At 73.7% G+C, this 19,366-nt stretch carries 17 protein-coding genes; 5 read left to right on the top strand and 12 right to left on the bottom strand.

Annotated elements, in window-relative coordinates:
- Positions 1-1,257, bottom strand: coding sequence for an erythromycin esterase family protein (locus AB0C22_RS13085; protein WP_219464463.1), 1,257 nt, complete (start codon positions 1,255-1,257; stop codon positions 1-3).
- Between the two features lie 93 nt (positions 1,258-1,350).
- Between AB0C22_RS13085 and AB0C22_RS13090 the strand changes: the two genes are divergently transcribed.
- Positions 1,351-1,542: a DUF2795 domain-containing protein gene (locus tag AB0C22_RS13090; RefSeq protein WP_208568497.1), complete on the top strand. Its 192-nt coding sequence runs from the start codon at positions 1,351-1,353 to the stop codon at positions 1,540-1,542.
- 41 nt (positions 1,543-1,583) lie between these two features.
- On the opposite strand, the gene erm is transcribed toward AB0C22_RS13090, so the two are convergent.
- Both erm and AB0C22_RS13100 read right to left on the bottom strand, forming a co-directional pair.
- Complete coding sequence (gene erm, locus AB0C22_RS13095) at positions 1,584-2,414, bottom strand: ErmE/ErmH/ErmO/ErmR family 23S rRNA (adenine(2058)-N(6))-methyltransferase (RefSeq protein WP_219464464.1); 831 nt, start codon at positions 2,412-2,414, stop codon at positions 1,584-1,586.
- 1,037 nt (positions 2,415-3,451) lie between these two features.
- Positions 3,452-4,357 carry a Gfo/Idh/MocA family oxidoreductase gene (locus AB0C22_RS13100; protein ID WP_219470331.1) on the bottom strand — a complete coding sequence of 302 codons (906 nt, stop codon included), beginning with the start codon at positions 4,355-4,357 and terminating at the stop codon, positions 3,452-3,454.
- Positions 4,358-4,654: 297 nt separating this feature from the next.
- Between AB0C22_RS13100 and AB0C22_RS13105 the strand changes: the two genes are divergently transcribed.
- Together AB0C22_RS13105 and AB0C22_RS13110 are read left to right on the top strand one after the other, a co-directional pair.
- A complete protein-coding gene (locus AB0C22_RS13105; protein WP_219464465.1) occupies positions 4,655-5,050 on the top strand; it encodes a hypothetical protein in 396 nt (131 codons plus the stop codon).
- Positions 5,043-5,468 (top strand): hypothetical protein, encoded by a 426-nt coding sequence (locus AB0C22_RS13110; RefSeq protein ID WP_208568378.1) that lies wholly within the window; start codon positions 5,043-5,045, stop codon positions 5,466-5,468. The genes AB0C22_RS13105 and AB0C22_RS13110 overlap by 8 nt, the downstream gene beginning before the upstream one ends.
- 112 nt (positions 5,469-5,580) lie before the next feature.
- Here the strand turns inward: AB0C22_RS13110 and fabG are convergent, their stop codons facing one another.
- Together fabG and AB0C22_RS13120 are read right to left on the bottom strand one after the other, a co-directional pair.
- Entirely contained in the window at positions 5,581-6,339 is a 759-nt protein-coding gene (gene fabG / locus AB0C22_RS13115) for a 3-oxoacyl-ACP reductase FabG (RefSeq protein ID WP_219464467.1), read from the bottom strand.
- Positions 6,340-6,438: 99 nt separating this feature from the next.
- Positions 6,439-8,091, bottom strand: a complete 1,653-nt coding sequence (locus AB0C22_RS13120) for an alpha-amylase family protein (RefSeq protein ID WP_357535019.1) — start codon at positions 8,089-8,091, stop codon at positions 6,439-6,441.
- A 111-nt stretch (positions 8,092-8,202) separates the two neighbouring features.
- On the opposite strand from AB0C22_RS13120, the gene AB0C22_RS13125 reads away from it, so the two are divergent.
- Positions 8,203-8,811, top strand: coding sequence for a DUF1349 domain-containing protein (locus tag AB0C22_RS13125; protein WP_357535021.1), 609 nt, complete (start codon positions 8,203-8,205; stop codon positions 8,809-8,811).
- Positions 8,812-9,012: 201 nt separating this feature from the next.
- Positions 9,013-9,684 carry a DedA family protein gene (locus AB0C22_RS13130; protein WP_357535023.1) on the top strand — a complete coding sequence of 224 codons (672 nt, stop codon included), beginning with the start codon at positions 9,013-9,015 and terminating at the stop codon, positions 9,682-9,684.
- A gap of 170 nt (positions 9,685-9,854) precedes the next feature.
- Here AB0C22_RS13130 and AB0C22_RS13135 read toward each other — a convergent pair whose 3' ends face one another.
- From AB0C22_RS13135 to lysX, 7 genes are all read right to left on the bottom strand, one after another.
- Positions 9,855-11,417 (bottom strand): cellulose binding domain-containing protein, encoded by a 1,563-nt coding sequence (locus AB0C22_RS13135; protein ID WP_357535025.1) that lies wholly within the window; start codon positions 11,415-11,417, stop codon positions 9,855-9,857.
- Positions 11,418-11,718: 301 nt separating this feature from the next.
- Positions 11,719-13,155, bottom strand: coding sequence for a carbohydrate-binding protein (locus AB0C22_RS13140; protein ID WP_357535027.1), 1,437 nt, complete (start codon positions 13,153-13,155; stop codon positions 11,719-11,721).
- A 76-nt stretch (positions 13,156-13,231) separates the two neighbouring features.
- Positions 13,232-13,972 (bottom strand): membrane protein insertase YidC, encoded by a 741-nt coding sequence (yidC, locus tag AB0C22_RS13145; RefSeq protein WP_357535029.1) that lies wholly within the window; start codon positions 13,970-13,972, stop codon positions 13,232-13,234.
- Between the two features lie 126 nt (positions 13,973-14,098).
- On the bottom strand, positions 14,099-14,410 hold the full coding sequence (locus AB0C22_RS13150; protein ID WP_357535031.1) for a DUF6412 domain-containing protein: 312 nt from the start codon (positions 14,408-14,410) through the stop codon (positions 14,099-14,101).
- 10 nt (positions 14,411-14,420) lie between these two features.
- A complete protein-coding gene (locus AB0C22_RS13155; RefSeq protein ID WP_357535033.1) occupies positions 14,421-15,251 on the bottom strand; it encodes an alpha/beta hydrolase in 831 nt (276 codons plus the stop codon).
- Positions 15,248-15,949: a DUF998 domain-containing protein gene (locus AB0C22_RS13160; protein WP_357535035.1), complete on the bottom strand. Its 702-nt coding sequence runs from the start codon at positions 15,947-15,949 to the stop codon at positions 15,248-15,250. The genes AB0C22_RS13155 and AB0C22_RS13160 overlap by 4 nt, the downstream gene beginning before the upstream one ends.
- The gene (gene lysX / locus AB0C22_RS13165; RefSeq protein ID WP_357535037.1) at positions 15,946-19,308 is read right to left on the bottom strand and encodes a bifunctional lysylphosphatidylglycerol synthetase/lysine--tRNA ligase LysX; all 3,363 of its coding nucleotides are present in this window, start codon (positions 19,306-19,308) and stop codon (positions 15,946-15,948) included. Before lysX ends, AB0C22_RS13160 begins: the two co-directional genes overlap by 4 nt.
- Positions 19,309-19,366: the final 58 nt, after the last annotated feature.

A 19,366-nucleotide genomic window follows, 5' to 3' on the forward strand; every position in this document is an offset into this window, starting at 1 on the left:
TCAGAGGCCGGTGGGGTAGGTCTCCAGTTCGGCTACGGTGCTGGGGGCGGGTAGCGGGTGCAGGGCGGTGGAGGTGTCGCACCAGATGAAGGCGTCGTAGCGGTCGGCCAGCCGACTCGGGACGTAGTTGCCCCAGCGCTCGAAGGTCGGGTCGTAGACCACGCCGATGGCCCGGTGGTCGGCGGTGCCGGTGACCCAGGCGGGCTGGTCGGGGCCACCGAAGACGAGCACCGCCCGCTCCGGCAGCAGCTCGTGCAGCCGCGACTCCACCGAACCCTCCCGGGCCGGCGGCACCGTCATCACCTCGGCCGGTGAACCCCAGTGCGGGGCGGCCACCACAGTGCCCTGGTAACCACCGAGACCGATCAGCGCCACCGCGTCGCGGCCCAGCCGTTCCCGGGCCAACTGCCCGATGTTGACCATCCCGTCGCCGGCCATGCCGGTGGCGCGGGCGTCCCCGATGTGGGTGTTGTGCGCCCAGACGATGCCGCGTGATCCGGGTCCGTAGCGGGTCAGCAACCTTTCCAGGGTGTCCGCCATGTGGGTGTCGCGCACGTTCCAGGAATCCGGCCCACCGTGCACCATCGCCCGGTAGTACCGTTCCGCTCCCGCCACCACTTCCGCGTTTTGCCAGGCAGCGAAGGCGTCCGGGCCGTCCGAGGCGACATGTGCCCGGGTACGCGCCAACAGCCGGATCACCTCCTCCTCGCAGCGCGCCGAGACGAACCGGCTGGCCGCGCCGTACTCCTCGACCCGCCGGCCGAACGGCTCGAAGCACCGGTACGCGTCCTGGGCGGCCTCCATCGACTTCGGGTCCTCCTCACCGAGATAGTCGAAGATCGCCTGCATGGACTCCCAGAGGCTGTAGACGTCCAGCCCGTGGAAGCCGGACCGTTCCCGCTCCGGACGCTCCAGGTTCCACGCCCGCAGCCACCGGCAGAACCGGTCCACCTCGGCGTTCGCCCACATCCACGTCGGCCAGCGGGTGAACCGTCCCAGCGCGGTCCGGGGGTCCTGGGCGCCACCCGGTGCGCCGACCACCGACCGGTGCACCCGGTCGCAGTCCGGCCAGTCCCCCTCCACCGCCACGAAGTCGAACCCCTGCTCGGCGATGAGCCGCCGGGTGAGCTGCTCGCGCAACCGGTAGTAGTCGTAACTGCCGTGCGTCGCCTCACCGATCATGACCACGCGGGCGTCCCGGACCCGCTCCAGCAGGGGGTCGAAGTCGCTAGGCGTACCGAGCCGCTGTACCAGCATGGGCGGGGCTACCCGGCAGGGTCGGCGGACAAACCGCCGATGGTGTGGCGGGACCGGCCGGTGTGGCGGCGGGCGGAACGGGTAGCCGGCGGCATGAGCGTCACCGGGTTGCAGTTGCAGGAGTACCTGGCCGGGCTCGACTACCCGGTCTCCCGCGAGGACCTGGTCCGCTGGGGTCAGGAGAACGGGGCGAGCACCGAGCTGCTCCAACTGCTGCGGGCGCTGCCCGCCGAGCAGTTCGAGGACCCGGCCGACCTGAACGAGGCCCTCACCACCCTCGCCTGAGCCCCCACCCCGATACCTGGGCCCAGGGCGGGCGGCCCCGCTCACCACCGGCGGTCACCGGGTCGGCCCGGTGCGGTGGAAGCGTGCAACAGCCGGAACAGCACCAACCACTGTTCCGGCCAGACCAGCCCGACCGGGGTGGCCGGGTCGATCCGCGCCGCCCGCAGCGCACCGTCGACCCGCCGGCCGGGATGGGCCGCCCGCAGCGAGGCCGCGAGCGACCCGCCCGCCCCGCCGAACCCCAGCTCCACCATCCGCCGGTACGCCGGCAGCGCGGCCACGGCCAGCAGCGGCTCCGGCCGACGGTCGATCCGCAGGATGCCCCCGTCGACGGCGGGCACCGGACGAAACGCGGTGCGCGGCACCCGCCCGGCGAGCCGCCAGTCGTACTCCGGCCAGGTCAGCACCGTCAACCGACTCCACCGGCCGAGGTCACCGGTCCGCTTGCGGGCGTACTCCCACTGGGTGAGCAGGGTGGCCGCGCGCAACCGGGGCGCGGCGAGGCACCAGCGGACCACCGCCGCGGTCAACGACCACGGGATGTTGCCGACCACGGCGAACGGCTCGTCGGGCGGCGCGACGGTCAGGAAGTCGGCCTGCCGGTGCGCCACGTGTGGCAGCGCCGCGCACACCGCCGCCAACTCGGGGGCGACGGTCGGGTCGACCTCGTAGGCGATCAACCGGCCACACCGTCGGGCCAGCGGCCGGGTCAGCTGACCGCGACCGGCACCCACCTCCAGCAGCAGGTCGTCCGGGCCGGTATCGGCCGCCCGGACCATCCGCGTCACGGCGGCCGGGTCGGCGAGAAAATTCTGGGACAGTACGCGACGGGACCGGTCGCGTGCGGTGGTGCGGTCTCGGCGGGGCGCCACGGGTTCGTCCTGTCTGTCGCCGACCGGCGACGGTACGGACAGGCGCAGCACGACGCGGGGCCTGTCCGAGTGGAGCGGGACTCGGACGACCCTGGGGATCGGCGGGGGGACGCTACGCGGTGACGGGGCAGGCGACGATCAGGCCAGACCCCTGCTCAGATCAGCGTGATCAGGCAGAGCGTGAACACGGGGAACGTGATCAGGGTCGGCGTGACCGGGGTCGGCGTGATCACGCCGAGGCGGTCTCGTCAGGTCAGGCGCGGTGGGCGTCCCGGCCGGCCAGGGCCGGACGCCGGACTCGCGGGCGGGCCACCAGGAGGGGCCCCCGCGCGGCCGACGTGACGGCCACGGTGATCAGGGCATGCATGCACATGGCCGCCACGCTAACGCACCTCCCACGTTCCGCAAGGCAATTCCGGATCGGTCCGCCACCGCCCCACCGCCCCACCGGCTCATGACCCCGCCCACCCACGACACCACCGGCCCACGACACCTGACCCGATCAGCACCCGCGCCGCGCCACCTCCGGGCCGGAAAGATCGGCCGCGCTGACGGTGCTCCGGCGGCCGGCCCGTCCGGTTCCACCCCGGTCCGCAGGACGGTGCCCTACGTCGAGGCGCACGGCACCGGGACCGCGGCCCGCCGTCACCGCTGTCGGGCTGTCCCGCGCCGCGCCACCAGCTACCCAGCGTGACCCGGCAGGACACCATTGCCCAGACATCGATATGACGCAGCGGCATATTTATGCCACCCAGGCATCACGCTCCTCGCCGCACCATGGGTCCACCGCCGCCACGCCCGACCGACCACCGAACCCACCGCACCACGGGACCACCACCGCCACACCCGACCGACCACCGAACCCACCGCACCACGGGACCACCACCGCCACACCCGACCGACGACCCCGCCCGCCCGACGACCGAGCCCGGACGCACGATGGCCCACCGCACGCCGAGCCGACGCACGGTCAGCCGACCTGTGACATGCCCTACCAGCGACGGGCCGACCCCCGACAAGCCGGCCGGATCGGGCGGTCAGTGGTGGAGGTCGACGGTGCGGGCCTCGGCGCGGGCGGTCTCCGCCGCCGCCAGGACCGCCACCACCTCCCGGCCGAACCGGACGTCACACTGGTGGTCCCGCTCACCCGAGTCGATCTGCCCCAGCAGTTGGTCGACGGCCGTACCGAAGGCGGTCAGCGTATTGCCGTCGCCCGGCGGTACGGTCTCGACGCCGTTCTCGCCGTAGAAGACGACGTCCCGGGCAAGCGCCGTCGGCGGGGCGTCCAGGGTCAGCGACAGCGCGCTGGTGGCACCGCCATCGTGGGTGAGCAGCAGGTGCACCATCCCACCGGGACCGTCCAGCGCGGCGACCCGGGTGACCCGGCCGAGCACCGGCACGACGATCGAGAGGGCGTGCGGGCCGATGTCCCACAGCGCCCCCTGCTCCCGCCGCCAGCGGGAACCGGCGTACGGGCTGCCGTGCTGGTAGATCGAGGCGAACTGGGTGGCACGGGCGTGCTGCCAACCGCCGGCCGCAGCGGTGGCGGTGAGGAAGCCGTCGACGTTCGGGTGGAACCGCTGGGTGAAGAAGACCACCGAGGCCACCCCGGCGGCCCGCACTGCTGCGACCAGCCGGTCGGCCTCGGCGAGACTCAGCGCGAGGGGTTTGTCCAACAGCAGGTGGCGGCCGGCGGTGGCGGCCCGGGTGGCGATCCCGGCCTGTACGTGCGGGGGCAGTGCCACGGCCACCGCGTCACAGACGTCGAGCAGCGCGTCGATGTCGGCGAACGCCGGTACACCGTGCCGGGCGGCCAGTGCGCCAGCCTTCTCCGGGTCGCGCCCCCAGACGCCCACCAACTCGGCGCGCGGATGCGCGTCCAGCCCCGCGCCGTGCGTCTGCGCCGCCCAGTGACCGGTGCCGAACAGGCCGAACCGCAGCACGAGGTACCCCCGGTCTCGTCGGGCCACGCGACACCGTGGCCGTCACCCACGCTAGCCGCCCCGCCCAGGCGACGCAGCCGGGACCAGGCGACGCAGCCGGGACCGGGCCGGGAACGCCGTTGTCCGCGTGGCGACCGGCCGTCCGCACCGCCCGCTCCGGCGGGACCGGTTCGCCGGACCGGGACCGGTTCGCCGGACCGGGACCGGGGCCATCCGGGACGGGGACCGGGACGACAGCGATTACTACGCTGGTTAGTAGGCTGTGCCGGTGACCGAGACACCCATCGGAGGGCCGCGATGACCGCCGCGGCGTCGGCCGGCTCGCCGGTGGACGGGGTCCTCGCCACGGCGACGATCGTGCTGTCGCTCGTACTCGCGCTGTGGAGCCTGGTGGCGGCGGTCCGGCACCGGCCGCCGGACCTCGTGCAGTCCGTCGGCCTGGGCCTGCTGGAGGTGGCGCTGCTCGCGCTGACCACCCTTGCCCTGGTCGCGGTCGTCGGCGGGGACCGGGCCGGCGAACCCGGCGCGTTCTTCGGATATCTGGTGACGTTGGTCTGCCTGCCCCCGCTGGCCTGGGTGCTGGCCAGGATGGAGCCGACCCGGTGGGGGTCGGCGATCGTCTGCGCGGTCTGCCTGGTCCTGCCGGTGGTCGTGGTCCGGCTCCAGCAGACCTGGGAGGTCGTCGGTGGTTGACACCCGGGCGTCGGCGCGCGCCACCAACGCGGGGCCGGGACGGCTGCTGATCGCCGTCTACATTCTGTTCGCCATCGCCGCCACCTCCCGGGCCGCACTCCAGATCGCCACGAAGTTCGACGAGGCGCCGGTGGCGTACCTGCTCTCGGCGGTGGCCGCGCTGATCTACATCGTGGCGGCGGTCGGGCTGGCCCGCGCCGGGCACGCCGGCCGACGGGTCGCGCTGGCCTGCTGCTCGGTGGAGCTGGTCGGGGTGGTCGGCGTCGGCGTGCTCAGCCTGGTCGACGCCGAACTCTTCCCCGACGAGACGGTCTGGTCCGGCTTCGGCAGCGGCTACGGCTACATCCCGCTGGTGCTGCCGGTGTTGGGGCTGCTCTGGCTCTGGAGCACCCGCACCCGCACCGCCGCCGACTCCTGACGCCGGCCCCGGCCCCGGCCCCGGGTCCGGGTCCGGGTCCTGACGCCGGCCCCGGGTCCTGACGCCGGCTCCGACGGCTGACGCCGGCCCAGGGCCGGACGCCCCGGCCCGGTCAGTCCTTCGGGCCGCCCGCGACGTAGATGACCTGCCCGGAGACGAAGGACGCGCCCTCGCTGACCAGGAACGAGATGGTGTGCGCGACGTCCTCGGGGCGGCCGGGTCGACGGACCGGGATCTCGGCGGCGGCGTGCTTCTGCAGGTCGTCGAAGTCGACCTTCATCCGGGCGGCGGTGGCGGCGGTCATGTCGGTGACGATGAAGCCGGGGGCGACCGCGTTGACCGTCACCCCGAACGGCCCCAGCTCGATGGCGAGGGTCTTGGTGAAACCCTGGAGGCCGGCCTTGGCCGCCGCGTAGTTGGCCTGGCCCCGGTTGCCCAGCGCCGAGGTACTGGACAGGTTGACGATCCGGCCGTACTTCTGCTCGACCATGTGCCGCTGGGCGGCCTGGCTGAACAGGAACGCGCCGCGCAGGTGCACCCCCAGCACGGTGTCCCAGTCGGCGTCGGTCATCTTGAACAGCAGGTTGTCCCGCAGCACCCCGGCGTTGTTGACCAGCACCGTCGGCCCGCCCAACTCGGTGGCGACCCGCTCGACGGCGGCCTCCACCTGGTCCCGGTCGGCGACGTCCGCGCCGACACCGACGGCCCGGCCACCGGCGGCGGTGATCGCGTCCACGGTCGGCCCGGTCGCCGCCTCGTCGATGTCGACCACGGCGACGGCCATGCCGTCGGCGGCCAGCCGCCGGGCGGTGGCCGCGCCGATGCCGCGCGCGGCTCCGGTGACGATGGCGACGCGGGACTCCTCCGACATGACTACCTCCCGGTAACTTCTGGCTCGATCGGAGGAGCCTACCCGCCCCGCCCCCCGTCGACGTCCCGGCCGGGCCGGGACGTCGACGGGGGGTGACGGTCAGTAGGTGGTGGAACGGCAGAGCCGGATCCAGCGGTAGCCGTGCCCGCCCAGCTTCAGGCTGTCCAGCTTGCCGACGTCGCCGTAACCCCGGTCGGTCAGGACGTCGATCGGCAGGTCCGCCTCGGCGGCCAGGGTGCTCAGATCCACCTCCACGTCCTCGGTACCGAGGTTGTGCAGGAAGACCATGGTGCCGGTCGGACCGTCGGCGCGGTGCGCGAGCACCCCGGCCGGCATCGGCACGTCGATGTGCGAGGTCGAGCCGGAACCGATCTCCGGGGCCTCCCGCAGGGTCCGGATCATCCGCTCGAACCAGGCCAGCAGGGACGTCGAGTCGCCCCGTTGGGCGGTGACGTTGACCTGCTGGTAGCCGAAGTCACCCTGGTCGATCACCGGGCGGATCAGCTTCTCCGGGTCCGCCGTGGAGAAACCACCGTTCTCCTTGTACGACCACTGCATCGGGGTACGGATCGCGTCCCGCCCGTCCAGCGCAAGGTTCTCCCCCATCCCGATCTCCTCGCCGTAGCGCAGCACCGGCGTGCCGCGCAACGAGAACTGGAGCGCGTACGCCAGCTCGATGTGCCGGCGGTCGTTGCCGAGCATCGGGGCGAGCCGCCGCCGGATGCCCCGGCCGTAGAGCTGCATGTTCTCGTCCGGGCCGAACTTCGCCAGCACGTCGTTGCGCTGGTCGGCGGTGAGCCGGGACAGGTCGATCTCGTCGTGGTTGCGCAGGAAGGTGGCCCACTGGCCGCCGGTGGGCAGCTTCGGGGTGTCGCGCAGCGCGTCGATGATCGCCTCCGGGTCCTCCCGGGCGAGGGCCAGCATGAGCCGGCCGTTGAGCATGAAGTCGAAGAGCATGTGGATGCGGTTGCCCGAGCCGCCACCGTCGCCGAAGTAGACCGGCAGCTGGTCGGGCTCCACGTTCGCCTCGGCCAGCAGCACCGCGTCACCGCGCCGCCACTGCACGTGCTGGCGCAGGTCGGTGAGAAAGTCGAAGTCCTTGGGCGCGTCCGGGTTGCCCGGTTCGGTCTGCTCGATGATGAACGGCACGGCGTCCATCCGGAACCCGGAGACGCCGAGCTGGAGCCAGAACGAGATGATCTTCTTGATCTCGGCGCGGACCTTCGGGTTCTCGATGTTGAGATCCGGCTGGAACTTGTAGAAGCGGTGGTAGAACCACGCCTTGGCGGTCCGGTCGTAGCTCCACGTCTCGTGCTGCTCGCCCGGGAACACCATGCCCTGGTGCCGGTCCGCCGGCTCGTGGTCGGCCCAGACGTACCAGTCACGGTACGGCGAGTCGGGCGAGGACCTGGCGGACTGGAACCACGGGTGCTGGTCGGAGGTGTGGTTGACCACCAGGTCGATGATGACCCGGATGCCCCGGTTCTGCGCCTGGTGCAGCAGCTCGGCGAAGTCGCCGAGGGTCCCCAGGCGCGGGTCGACGTTGTAGAAGTCGGTCGCGTCGTAGCCGTCGTCCTGGTTGGGCGAGGGGTGGATCGGGTTGAGCCAGAGGCAGGTCACCCCCAGCCGCGCCAGGTAGTCGAGCCGGCCGATGAGGCCCCGGAAGTCACCGACCCCGTCACCGTCGGAGTCCGCGTACGTGTCGACGTCGAGGCAGTAGACGACGGCCTCGGAATACCACCTGTCACCCATGCCGGCCTAATGTCTCCGATCGCTCGACGCCGCAAACGCGAGGCCCGTTCCATCGTCCGTCGGTGGCCACCGCGCCGACCCGGACGGGCCGGTGCGGGGTACGGTCCGGGCATGGCTGCGCATCCGATGGACGGCTCCCGGACGGTCGACTGGGACGAGGGCCGGTGGCTGCACCCACCGGTACGGGTGGACCGGGCCGGCGACGGCGCGCTGCTGGTGGAGCCGGCCGCCAACAGCGACCTGTGGCGGCACACCAGCTACGGCTTCGTCCACGACGACGGGCCGGCGTTGCTCGCCCCGCTGCCGGCCGACGGCGCGGTCGAGGTGGACTTCCTGCTCGACTACACCGCCCAGTTCGACCAGGCCGGGGTGCTGGTGCGGGTGGACGAGCGGAACTGGATCAAGGCCGGGGTGGAGGTCAGCGACGGACTGCCGCAGGTCGGCGCGGTGGTGACCCGGGAGTTCTCCGACTGGTCGGTGGCCCCGGTGCCGGACTGGCAGGGCCGGGAGGTGACCGTGCGGGCCAGCCGCAGCGGCGACGCGCTGACGGTCCGGGCGCGGGCCGCCGACGAGCCGTGGCGGCTGGTGCGGCTCGCCCCGCTCGCCCCGGACGCGGTGGCACTGGCCGGGCCGTTCTGCTGTGCGCCCACCCGGGGCGGGCTGACCGTCCGGTTCACCGGCTGGCGACAGGGTCCGGCGGACCGGGGACTGCACCCCTGAGACTGAGCCCCGGCTCAACCGGCTGCGACCGCCGGTCTCCTGGCGGCACGACCGGCTGCGACCGGTCTCCTGGTGGCGTGGGTCGGACGGCGCGACCGGGCACCGGTGGGGTTCGGCGGGTGGGCCCCCTCACCGCAAGGTGTAAGTGGTGGCCGGCTGGGTACCACTGTCCGATCCCGCCGGCCCGCTGGAAGGACGCCCATGGCTCTCGCCGAGAACGTCGACCCGAACAAGTTCACCGGGCTGACCGGATGGGTGGCGGGCGTCATCGACTCCCTCGGCGCGGTCGGCGTCGCCTTCCTGGTGGCGTTGGAGAGCATCATCCCGCCGATCCCGAGCGAGATCGTGCTGGCGATGGCCGGCTACCTAGCCGCCGAGGGCCGGTTCAGCCTGGTGGTGATCGTCCTCGCCGCGACGGTCGGTTCGCTGGTCGGCGCGCTGGTGCTCTACTGGCTCGGCGCGGCGATCGGCGAGGAACGGCTCAAGCACTGGCTGGACCGCATCCCGCTGGTCGACCGGGAGGACCTGGAGAAGGCCGACCGCTGGTTCGAGCGGCACGGCCGGTGGGCGGTGCTGATCGGCCGGCTGGTGCCGGTGGTGCGCAGCCTGGTCTCCGTCCCGGCCGGCGCGAACCGGATGCCGATGGGCGAGTTCGTGCTGCTCACCACCCTGGGCAGCGGGGTGTGGAACGCGCTGGTGGTCGGCCTCGGTTACACGCTGGGCTCGCGTTGGCAGGACGTGGAGAAGTACAGCGACTGGTTCAACTACGCCATCTTCGCGGTCTTCGCCGTCATGATCGTGAGCTGGGCGGGCAAGAAGATCCGCTCCCGCCGCGACCGGGGTGACCGACGGTCGGTGTCCGCCGACCACTGACCGGACCACCGCGCCGCCCGACGGGGTTCACCCCGCCCGAAGGGCTGCGAGGGCGGGGTGAGAGGTACGGCCAGTAGGCAACGGCCGGGCATGAGGACCGCCCGGCCGAGCAGCCGCCCCGCCGGTGGAGCCGGACCGTCGGACCGGCCGGCCCCACCGGGCGGTGGTGTTCAGAACCTCGCGGTGATCGAGGTGAACTCCCAGAGGTTCTGGGCGATGCCGGAGCAGTTGGCGACCACTCCCCCGTCCGGGCAGGCGCGGTCGCGGTTGACCGACCAGAAGGTGAACCGGGACAGCCCCCGTGCCTTGGCCCAGTCCCGGATCTGCGTCCAGGTGGCCGGCGAGGTCAGCTCCCGCTGGTCGGACAGGCCGTTCATGCCGCTGATGCCCATGTGCGCGTACGCGGTGGCGTCGGACCAGCCGAACGCCGACTTCAGCGTGGTCTTCAGCCCCTCGGCGGCGTTGACGGTGTTCTGGTACATGTTCGCCCCGCCGCCGAAGTCGAACGGCATGATCGTGAAGGTGTCGATGTTCGCGCCGAGCGCGGCGGCCTGGTTGACCAGCCGGGTGCCGTAGTACGACGGCCCGGTGGTCGAGGTGCCGAAGGTGACGATCGTCCTGATCCCCGGGTTGTTCTGCTTGACGATCTTCAGGGCGCCGAGGATGCGGTCCTGCACCACCTCGTTCTCGAACTCGTCGCTGTTCTCGATGTCGATGTCGATCGCCTTCAACCCGTACGCGTTGATCACCTGCTGGTACGCCCCGGCGAGGGCGCTGGCCGACGCGCAGTTCGGGCCGAGCTTGTTGCCGCTCCAGCCGCCGAAGGACGGGATGACGTCGCCGCCGGCCGCCCGGATCGCGGCGATGGTGTTGGCGTGCGCGCCCCCGGTGAGCGGCCCGGAGCCGTCCCAGGCGGGGGTGCAGCCACCGCCGGAGAGCACGAACGCGATGGTGAACCACTTCACCCCGGTCGCTCCCATCACGGTGGCCGGTGCGGGCGGGTCACCCCAGCCGGGGTAGAGGTAGGGGGCGGCGGCCATCGTGCCGCTGCCGCCGGTGCAGCCGGTGGTGGTGGCCGACACCGGGGCCGACTTCGCCGACTCACCGGCCGCGTTGTAGGCCGTGACGGTCCAGCTGTGGGTGGAGCAGGCGGCCAGCCCGGAGACGGTGGTCGAGGTGCCGGTGACGGTGGCCTTCACCGTGCCGCCCTCGTAGATCCGGTAGCCGGTGACCGTGCCGGAGACGGCGTTCCAGGCCAGCGTGGCCGCGGACGCGGTGGTGCCGGTGACCCGCAGCCCGCCCGGGGTGGCCGGGCCGGTCGGGTTGCCGGGGCCGCCGCCGGTGCAGGCCCCGCCGTTGACGGTGCAGTTGGTCGGGTCGCCGGTGCCGGCGACGACGAAGCCGAAGGTGGTGCTGGCGCCCGGCGCGAGGCTGCCGTTCCAGCTCTGGTTGAGGGCGGTGACGCGCTGGCCGGAGCTGCTCAGCCGGGCGTCCCAGAACGACCCGACGGTGCTGCCCGAGGGCAGGTCGAACGCGACGGTCCACGAGCTGATCGCGGTCGAGGTGTCGTTGGTGACGGTGAATTTGGCCTCGTACCCGCTGCCCCAGCTGGCGGTGCGGACGAAGGCGGCGGTGGCGGCGGACGCGGCCGGCGGGGCCACGAGCGTGCCGGTGACCAGGGCGGCGGCGAGCGCGACGGCGAGGGTTGCCGCGCGGGGGGAGCGGAGTCTCACGGGTGGCCTCCAGTGGACCGGAGCGGGTCGGGGGCGGGGGTGCGACCGGGCCGCGTGCGCGGTCCGGTGGGCGCGGTCCGGGGGTGGGACCGCCGGGACGACGATGAACCGATCCACGATCGTCCACGTCCGCGCTCATTATTAAGACTCTTAACTGTTAATGTCCAGAGCCCTTTCCGGCCGCCCACTCCCCGCCGCCCCGACCCGACCACACCGGCGTGGGCGGTCGCCGGGTCGCGGGCCGGCCCGGCGCATGGGTGCGGGGTCCGCGCCACCCCGGCGCGGACCCCGCACCGCCCGGTCAGCGGCGGAAGGTGAACCAGTTGACGTTGACGAAGTCGGCCGGCTGGCCGCTGCTGAAGGTGAGGTAGACGGTGTGCCGCCCGGTCACCGCCGACACGTTGCCCGGCACCGACCGCCAGCTCTGCCAGCCGCCGGTGTTGGCCAGGGCGAAGCTGCCGATCGGGGTGGCGGTCGGGCTGTCCACCCGCACCTCGACCAGGCCGCTCACCCCGCCCGCCGCGCCGGAGGCCACCCGGGCCAGGAAGTCGCGCGGGCCACTGCTGCCGAAGTCCACGTTGTCGTAGCGGGCCCAGTCACCGTTGCGCAGCGCGGCGATGTTCTGCCCGCCCTCGGCACAGGTCTCGACGGCCACCCCGTTCTGCCCGGAGAACGCCTCGGCCTGGATCGTCGAGTAGGCGTCCACGGTGCCCGACGGCGGCGGGGTGGTCGGGGCCGGCGTGGTGGGGGTGGGCGTCGGGGTGGAGCCACCGCCCCGGCGGTAGACCGCGACGTAGTCGACCAGCATCGGCCGACCGGAGACGGTGGAGCCGGTCGGCGTGACGGCACCGGCCACCCCGTCCGGGAAGGAGCCGCCCATCGCCACGTTGAGCAGCAGGAAGTAACCGCCGTGGCCGGTCATCTGCGCCCAGTAGCTGGCCCCGACCTGGGTCTGGGTGACGGTGTGGAACAGCTGCCCGTCGACGTACCAGCGCAGCTGCTGCGGGCTGACCGAGGTGTCCCACTCGGTGCGGTAGGTGTGGAAGGCCGCCTGACAGGCGCTGCCGGGGCAGACCCGGGTCGCGCCCAGCCCGCTGAACTCGTTGCACGGGCCGCCGGGGGCCACCCCGCAGTGCAGCGCGCCCCAGACCTGGTTGAGCCCGTTGACGTTCTCCATCACGTCGATCTCGCCGATGCCCGGCCAGTTCTGGTAGTTGCCCCGGTAGGGTGCGCCGAGCGCCCAGAACGCCGGCCAGTAGCCGGCCGCCTGGGCGCCGGTGACGTTGGGCATCTGGATTCGCCCCTCGATCGCCAGCACCCCGCCCGACGGGGGCTTGAAGTCGGTGCGCACGGTCTCGATCCGGGCCGAGGTCCACCGGCCGGCGGAGTCGCGCAGCGGGGTGATCCGCAGGTTGCCGGACCCGTCGTGGGCCAGGTTGGCGGTGCTGCCGGTGTACGTCTGGATCTCGCCGGTGCCCCAGCTGGCCGGGCCGCCCGGGTAGCTGGTGCCGGTGTCGACGATCCAGTTGGCCGAGGACGGCAGGGTGCCGGCCCCACCGGTGAAGTCGTCGCTCCACATCAGGCTCCACCCCGACGGCGGCGACGGGACGGCGGCCTGGGCGGCGACCGAGACGCCGGTCAGCGCGGTGGCAGCGGCGAGCGTGACCGCCAGGGCGAGCCGGTGGCGGGGCCGGCGCGGGGCGGTGGGGGCGACCGGAGCCGCCGGGACAGCGTTCATCGGGATGCCTCTCTGGGGGACGGGAGCAAAGAGAGCGCTCTCTGAGCGGTTTTCTACGCTCCCGTCCCACCATTTGTCAACGCTCGTCGATGGCTCCGGCCGGCACCGGTTGCGGCCGACGCAGCAGCACGTGTTCCGCCACCGTCCACCCGGTGGTGGTGACCAGGTAGAGCACCGCCGCCAACGGCACCACCAACGCCAGCAACACCGTCCCGTACGGCAGCAGCGGCAGCACCCGGGCCAGCAACGCCGCCCCCGGCTGGTCCGTCGGCACGGCGGCCGACGCCGCCGTCCGCCGGGCCCGCCGGGACAGCACCGTGGCCAGGCCGGCCAGGGTCGCCAGCAGCACCCCGAACACCAGCAGCACCGACAGGGTCAGCCCATCGCCCAGGTGCCAGCCCAGCGGCACCCCGGCCAGCCGCGCGTCGAGCAGCCCGACCGCACCGTCACCGGTGCCGAACAGGCGGTACATGACCAGGAAGAACGGAGCCTGGAGCAGCGCCGGCAGGCACCCCGCCACCGGCGACGCCCCGGCCCGGCGGTAGAGCGCGAACACCTCCGACTGCAACGTCGCCGGGTCGTCCGCGTACCGCTGCTGGAGCTGGCGCAACTGCGGGGCGAGGGCCGCGCGACGCCGCTCCGCGCGGACCTGGGCGACGGTGAGCGGTGAGATCAACAGCCTGACGGCGATGGTGAACAGCACGATGGCGGCGGCGGTGGCGGCCCCGCCGGCCAGCGGTGTCAGCAGCCCGGCGAGCCAGCCGACGACGGAACCCGCGGCGGCAGCCGCGTCGTGCACAGGTGAGAAGGCGAGCATGGGGGAACCCCTCGGTCCGATTCCGGAGGTCCGCACGGGACGTCGACCGGCCGCCCGTCAGGGCGGTCGGCAGTTCACCGTGGGACGGATGACGACGGAACCGGTCGGGGTCGGCGGCGCGCGGGATCAGCCCGCGACCGGGGACCACCCGACCGGGAGGGAACCCCCGGGTGCCCGGGGGCGGGGTCGGCCCGCCGCGTCCGGATCGACCTGCCGGGGTACGCGTCGACGCCGGGCCCGGTCGCGTAACCCGACCGCCCGCCGTCGCCCCGTGCCGGGGCCGACCGTCGGTCGGGGACGGGTCGCCAGCAGGACGACGAGCAGCAACGCGGCCACCACCGCCGCACCGGCGAGCAGGTCACCCGGCCGGTCCGCGAGCAGGGTCAGCCCGACGAGCGCGTACGCCCACAGACCCGTCACCACCCGCAGCCCCGACACGCCCGCCAGCCTAGGACCCGCTGTCACGTCGGAGGGCCGCGACGGCCTCGACCACCGTCTCCGGCCGGTCCACGTGCAGCAGATGCCGGGCGTCCCGCAACACCTCCTGCCGGCCGGCGGGGAAGCTCGCCGCCAGCGCGGCGTGTCCGGCCCGCCACGCCGCCCGACCGGCCGGGGTGGGCACGTCGCCGAGCGCGGTCAACACCCGCACCGGCAGCGTCGGTGCCGCCGTCACCGCCCGCAACGCCACCAGTTCCGCCGCCACCGCCGGGTACGCCAGCCACTGCACCAGCGCCCCGACCAGCACCGATCCGCCGCCGTACGCCGCCGCAGCGGTCGGGTCGGGCGGGCGGACGCTCATCGGGCGCACCGCCCGACGCCACGCCCCCGGGCCGTACCGGCGGGCCAGACCGGACCGGTCGAGCGCCCCGGCCAGCACCGGTGCCCCGGCCGCCACCGTGCCGGCCGTCCACGCCGACCACCGCCGCCACCGGGCGGCCCCGTCCGGGTCCACCAGGCTCGGGTCCACCAGCACCAGCCCGGCGAGCCGCCCCGGATGCCGTCGGGCGTACGCCTCGGCGGGCAGCGCCGCCGCCGAGTGCGCCACCAGCACCGGCCGGTCCAGCCCGGTCACCGCCGCGTCCACGCGGGCCAGTTCGGCGGTGAGGGTGGGCACCCGGGTGTCGTCCGGCCGGTCCAGCCGGCGCACCAGGTACCCGGCGGCGGTCAGCGGCGGCACCAGCCGGTCCCAGGTCGCCGCCCCCTCCCCCATCCCCGGGCAGAGCAGCACCCCCGGTCCGCCGGCGCGCGCCGCCGGGTCGTCGGTGGCCGGGCCGGTCACCGGGGGCGCTCCGGGCCGGGGCCCCAGCGGGCGACGGCGGCGGTGAGCAGCAGCCAGCCGGACAGGCCGGTGAGCTGGACCCGCTGCCACAGGCCCAACCCCCACTCGGGGTGCAGGGTGGCGACCAGCGTGCCGACCGTGCCGACCGCCAGCACCACCGCCACCACCAGCCCGGCCCGGCGGCGGACCGGACCACGCAGCACGGCGAGGACCGCCACCAGGCCGAGCAGCGCGCCGGCCACCGCCACCGACGAGGTGACCGTGTGGGCCTGGTGCCGCCAGGACAACTCGCCCGCCTCCTCCAGCCGGGCGCAGCGGTCGTCGATCGAGGGGGCGCAGTCCATCGAGGTGTACCCGCCGTCGACGGCGGTGGCGACACCGAACACCAGCAGCCCCCACCAGGCCGGTCGGGGCACCTCCCGGACCACCCGGGCCAGCAGCAACCCGGCCGCCGTCGCGCACAGCCCGGTCGTCACGTCGCCGAGCTGGAAGACCAGGTGGTACGGCTGGTCCCGGGCGGCCAGCTCACTCAGGTAACTCTGCACCGGCCGCAGCCCCGGGTTGAGCACCGGGGCGAGCAACCAGGAGGCGTAACAGACCGCCGCCACCACCAGCGCCACCGCCGCCCCCGTCCGGGCGATCCGGTGCCCGCCGCCCGCACGGGCCCCCGGGTCCGGGTCACGGTGGGGGTGGTTCACGAGGACTCGCGGACCATCGGGAACGGCAGGGTCTCCCGGATGGACCGGCCGGTCAGCAACATCACCAACCGGTCCACGCCCAACCCCAGGCCACCGGTCGGCGGCATCGCGTACTCCAGGGCGGTGAGGAAGTCCTCGTCCAGCTCCATCGCCTCCGGGTCACCACCGGCCGCCTTCAGCGACTGGGCGGTCAGCCGTCGCCGCTGCTCGGTCGGGTCGACCAGCTCCGAGTACGCGGTGCCCAACTCCATCCCGAACGCCACCAGGTCCCACCGCTCGGCCAACCGGGGATCGGACCGGTGCTGCCGGGTCAACGGCGACATGTCGGTCGGGAAGTCCAGGTAGAACGTGGGCACGTCGGTACGCGCCTCGACCAGTCGCTCGTACAGCTCCAGCAGCAGTTCGGCGCGCTCCCACCCCGGGTCGTACGGCACCTGAGCCGTGTCGGCGAGCCGGCGCAGGGTGGCGACGTCGGTGTCGACGGTCACCTCCTCGCCCAGCGCGGCGGAGACCGCCCCGTGCACCGTGTGCACCGGCCACGGCCCGCCGATGTCGACCAGCTCACCGGTGCCCGGTCGACGGGCCAGTGGAGCCCCGTGCACCGCCACCGCCGCCGCGACGATCAGCTCCCGGGCCAGCTCCCGCATGTCGTGGTAGTCGGCGTACGCCTGGTACGCCTCCAGCACGGTGAACTCCGGGTTGTGGCTGAAGTCGACACCCTCGTTGCGGAACACCCGGCCCAGCTCGTACACCCGCTCGACGCCGCCCACGGCGAGCCGCTTGAGGTAAAGCTCCGGGGCGATCCGCAGGGTCAACCGCAGGTCGTAGGCGTTGCTGTGGGTGACGAACGGGCGGGCGTTGGCTCCGCCGTGCACCCGTTGCAGGATCGGCGTCTCCACCTCCAGGAAGTCCCGCGACACCAGGGTCCGCCGCAGGCTGGTCAGGGTGGCGCTGCGGGCGCGCAGCAGGTCCCGGGCCTGCGGGCTGGTCGCCAGGTCCAGGTAGCGGCGGCGGACCCGCGCCTCCGGGTCGGCCAGGCCGTGGTGCTTGTCGGGCAGCGGGCGCAGGCACTTGGCGGTGAGCTGCCAGTCGGCCACCCGGACCGACACCTCGCCGCGCCGGGTGGCGTACACCTCGCCGGTCGCGCCGACGTGGTCGCCGATGTCGACGGTGGCCCGCCACCGGGGCAGCTCCTTCTCCAGCACCAGTTGCAGGTCGCCACTGCCGTCACGGATGGTGACGAAGCAGATCCGACCGTGGTCACGGACCAGCAGCACCCGCCCGGCCACCGACACGGTCTCCCCGGTGCCGGTGTCCGGGGCCAGCCCGGCGTGCCGCGCCCGCACCGCCGCACACCCGTCGGTACGCGGCCACCCCACCGGGTACGCCTCGACGCCCTGCGCCCGTAGCCGGTCCAGCTTCGCCCGCCGGACCCGCACCTGCTCGGGCTGCTGCTCGCGGGCCGGTTCGGGGCTGACCGCGTGCACCGTGGCCGCGTCCGGCGGCACGAACCCCACCCCGCCACCGGCCGGGGGTGCCCCGTACAGCGGGGACGGCCGGCCGCCGGGCAACGCCACGAAGCCCTCCGCGACAGCGGCGGCCAACCCCACCCGGGCCAACTCCCGCCGCTCGCCGAAGCACAGGTAGCGGGGCGTCCAGTGCGGCTGGTACTTGGCGTTGGACAGGTACAGCGACTCCAACTGCCACCAGCGGGAGAAGAACAGCAGCGTACGCCGCCACAGCCGGATCACCGGGCCGGCGCCGATCCGGGCGCCCTGCTCGAAGACCGACCGGAACACGGCGAAGTTCAACGACACCCGCTCGACACCCAGCCGGGGGGCCGCACCGAGCAGCGCGGCCACCATGAACTCGGTGACCCCGTTCTCGGCGGTGCGGTCCCGACGCATCAGGTCCAGCGACAGGCCGTCGGTGCCCCACGGGCTCAACGACAGCAGCGCCCGCACCCGGCCGGTGCCGTCGCGGGCCTCCACCAGCACGCAGTCACCGTCGGCCGGGTCACCGAGCCGGCCCAGCGCCATCGAGAAGCCGCGCTCGTGCTCGGTGTCCCGCCAGCGGGTGGCCAGGGCGGCGAGGTCGGCCAGCTCGTCCGGCGGGATCTCGTGGTGCCGGCGGACCAGCGCGGTGTGACCGGCCCGCTCGACCCGGTGCACCGCCTGCCGGACCGGACGCATGTCCCGCCCGCCCAGGTCGAACTCCCGGGCCAGCAGGATCGCCTCGTCGCCCAGTTGCAGCACCTTCAACCCGTGCCGGTGGTAGGCCCGCGCGCCGGCCTCGCTGGCCCCCATCACCGCCGGGGTCCAGGCGTACTCCCGGGCCTGGTCCAGCCAGGCGGTGATGGCCGGACCCCACGCCTCCGGGTCACCCACCGGGTCGCCGCTGGCCAGGCTCACCCCGTTGACCACCCGGTAGGTCAGCGCCGCCTTCCCGCTGGCCGAGAAGATCGCCGCCTTGTCCCGTCGGGTGGCGAAGTAGCCGAGCGAGTCCCGGTCGCCGTAGCGGGCCAGCAGTTCCCGGATCCGCTGCTCCTCGTCGGGGTGCAGCACGGCGGCGGCGCGCTGGGAACGCAGCAGGGTGAACAGGCCGGCCAGGAAGGCGACCGCGCCCATCCCGCCGAGCAGCAGGTTGACCCAGCCGGGGGCCTGGCCCTGCCGGGTGACGTCCAGCGTGATGGCCCCGCCGAAGACCTTCTCGATGGCGTACCCGACCCGGTCCAGCAAGCTGCGCAGGCTGCCGGGCACGGCGGTGAGCAGCAGGTAACCGAGCCCGACGGCAGCCGCGGCGAGGCCGAAGAACACCCCGAGGGCGCGGCGGGTGCTGCCGCTGCGGACCCGGGCGTAGAACTCCCGCCGGGCGGTCAGCAGCAGGGTCAGGGCGGCGGCGGCGAACCCGATGCCCACCCAGACACCGACGGCGTCGATCAGGGTGAACAGCTGCCGGCCGGCGTCGTCGGTGAGCTGGTCCGCGCCGACGGTCACCAGCACCAGGCCGGTCAGCACCCCGACGACCAGGCTGAGGATGAAGTAGACGACCAGCACCCAGTACGCCAGCCGCTTGCGGCGCAGCACCGCCGCGGCGAGGGTGCCGAGGAACACCGCGTACGCCAGGTTGGCCGGTGCCGGCACCAGCAGCGTGTCGATGGTGGTCCGGACCGGCTGGAACTCGGCGTTGGCCGCGCTGCTCACCGCCGCCAGCGCGCAGATCGCGGCGATGAACCACAGCAGCGCCGCGAACATCCGGGGCACCTGCCGCCGCCAGTCCCGCCCGGCCGGCCGGGGCGGGTGGCCGGGCCGCCGCGCCGGGGTCGGGGGCGCCGACTGGGGCACCGTCGTCGGGGTCACCTGACCTCCCTCACGTTCCCGCCCCGACCCGCTCCAGGTCGGGGCGGGGGTGCGGCAC

The organism is Micromonospora sp. NPDC048894 (assembly GCF_040649765.1).
GTDB lineage: Bacteria > Actinomycetota > Actinomycetes > Mycobacteriales > Micromonosporaceae > Micromonospora > Micromonospora antibiotica.

Coding starts and splice junctions, on each gene's coding strand:
- AB0C22_RS13085 (WP_219464463.1), bottom strand. CDS start 1,257: ATGCTGGTACAGCGGCTCGGTACGCCTAGCGACTTCGACCCCCTGCTG.
- AB0C22_RS13090 (WP_208568497.1), top strand. CDS start 1,351: ATGAGCGTCACCGGGTTGCAGTTGCAGGAGTACCTGGCCGGGCTCGAC.
- AB0C22_RS13105 (WP_219464465.1), top strand. CDS start 4,655: ATGACCGCCGCGGCGTCGGCCGGCTCGCCGGTGGACGGGGTCCTCGCC.
- fabG (WP_219464467.1), bottom strand. CDS start 6,339: ATGTCGGAGGAGTCCCGCGTCGCCATCGTCACCGGAGCCGCGCGCGGC.
- AB0C22_RS13120 (WP_357535019.1), bottom strand. CDS start 8,091: ATGGGTGACAGGTGGTATTCCGAGGCCGTCGTCTACTGCCTCGACGTC.
- AB0C22_RS13125 (WP_357535021.1), top strand. CDS start 8,203: ATGGCTGCGCATCCGATGGACGGCTCCCGGACGGTCGACTGGGACGAG.
- AB0C22_RS13130 (WP_357535023.1), top strand. CDS start 9,013: ATGGCTCTCGCCGAGAACGTCGACCCGAACAAGTTCACCGGGCTGACC.
- AB0C22_RS13140 (WP_357535027.1), bottom strand. CDS start 13,155: ATGAACGCTGTCCCGGCGGCTCCGGTCGCCCCCACCGCCCCGCGCCGG.
- yidC (WP_357535029.1), bottom strand. CDS start 13,972: ATGCTCGCCTTCTCACCTGTGCACGACGCGGCTGCCGCCGCGGGTTCC.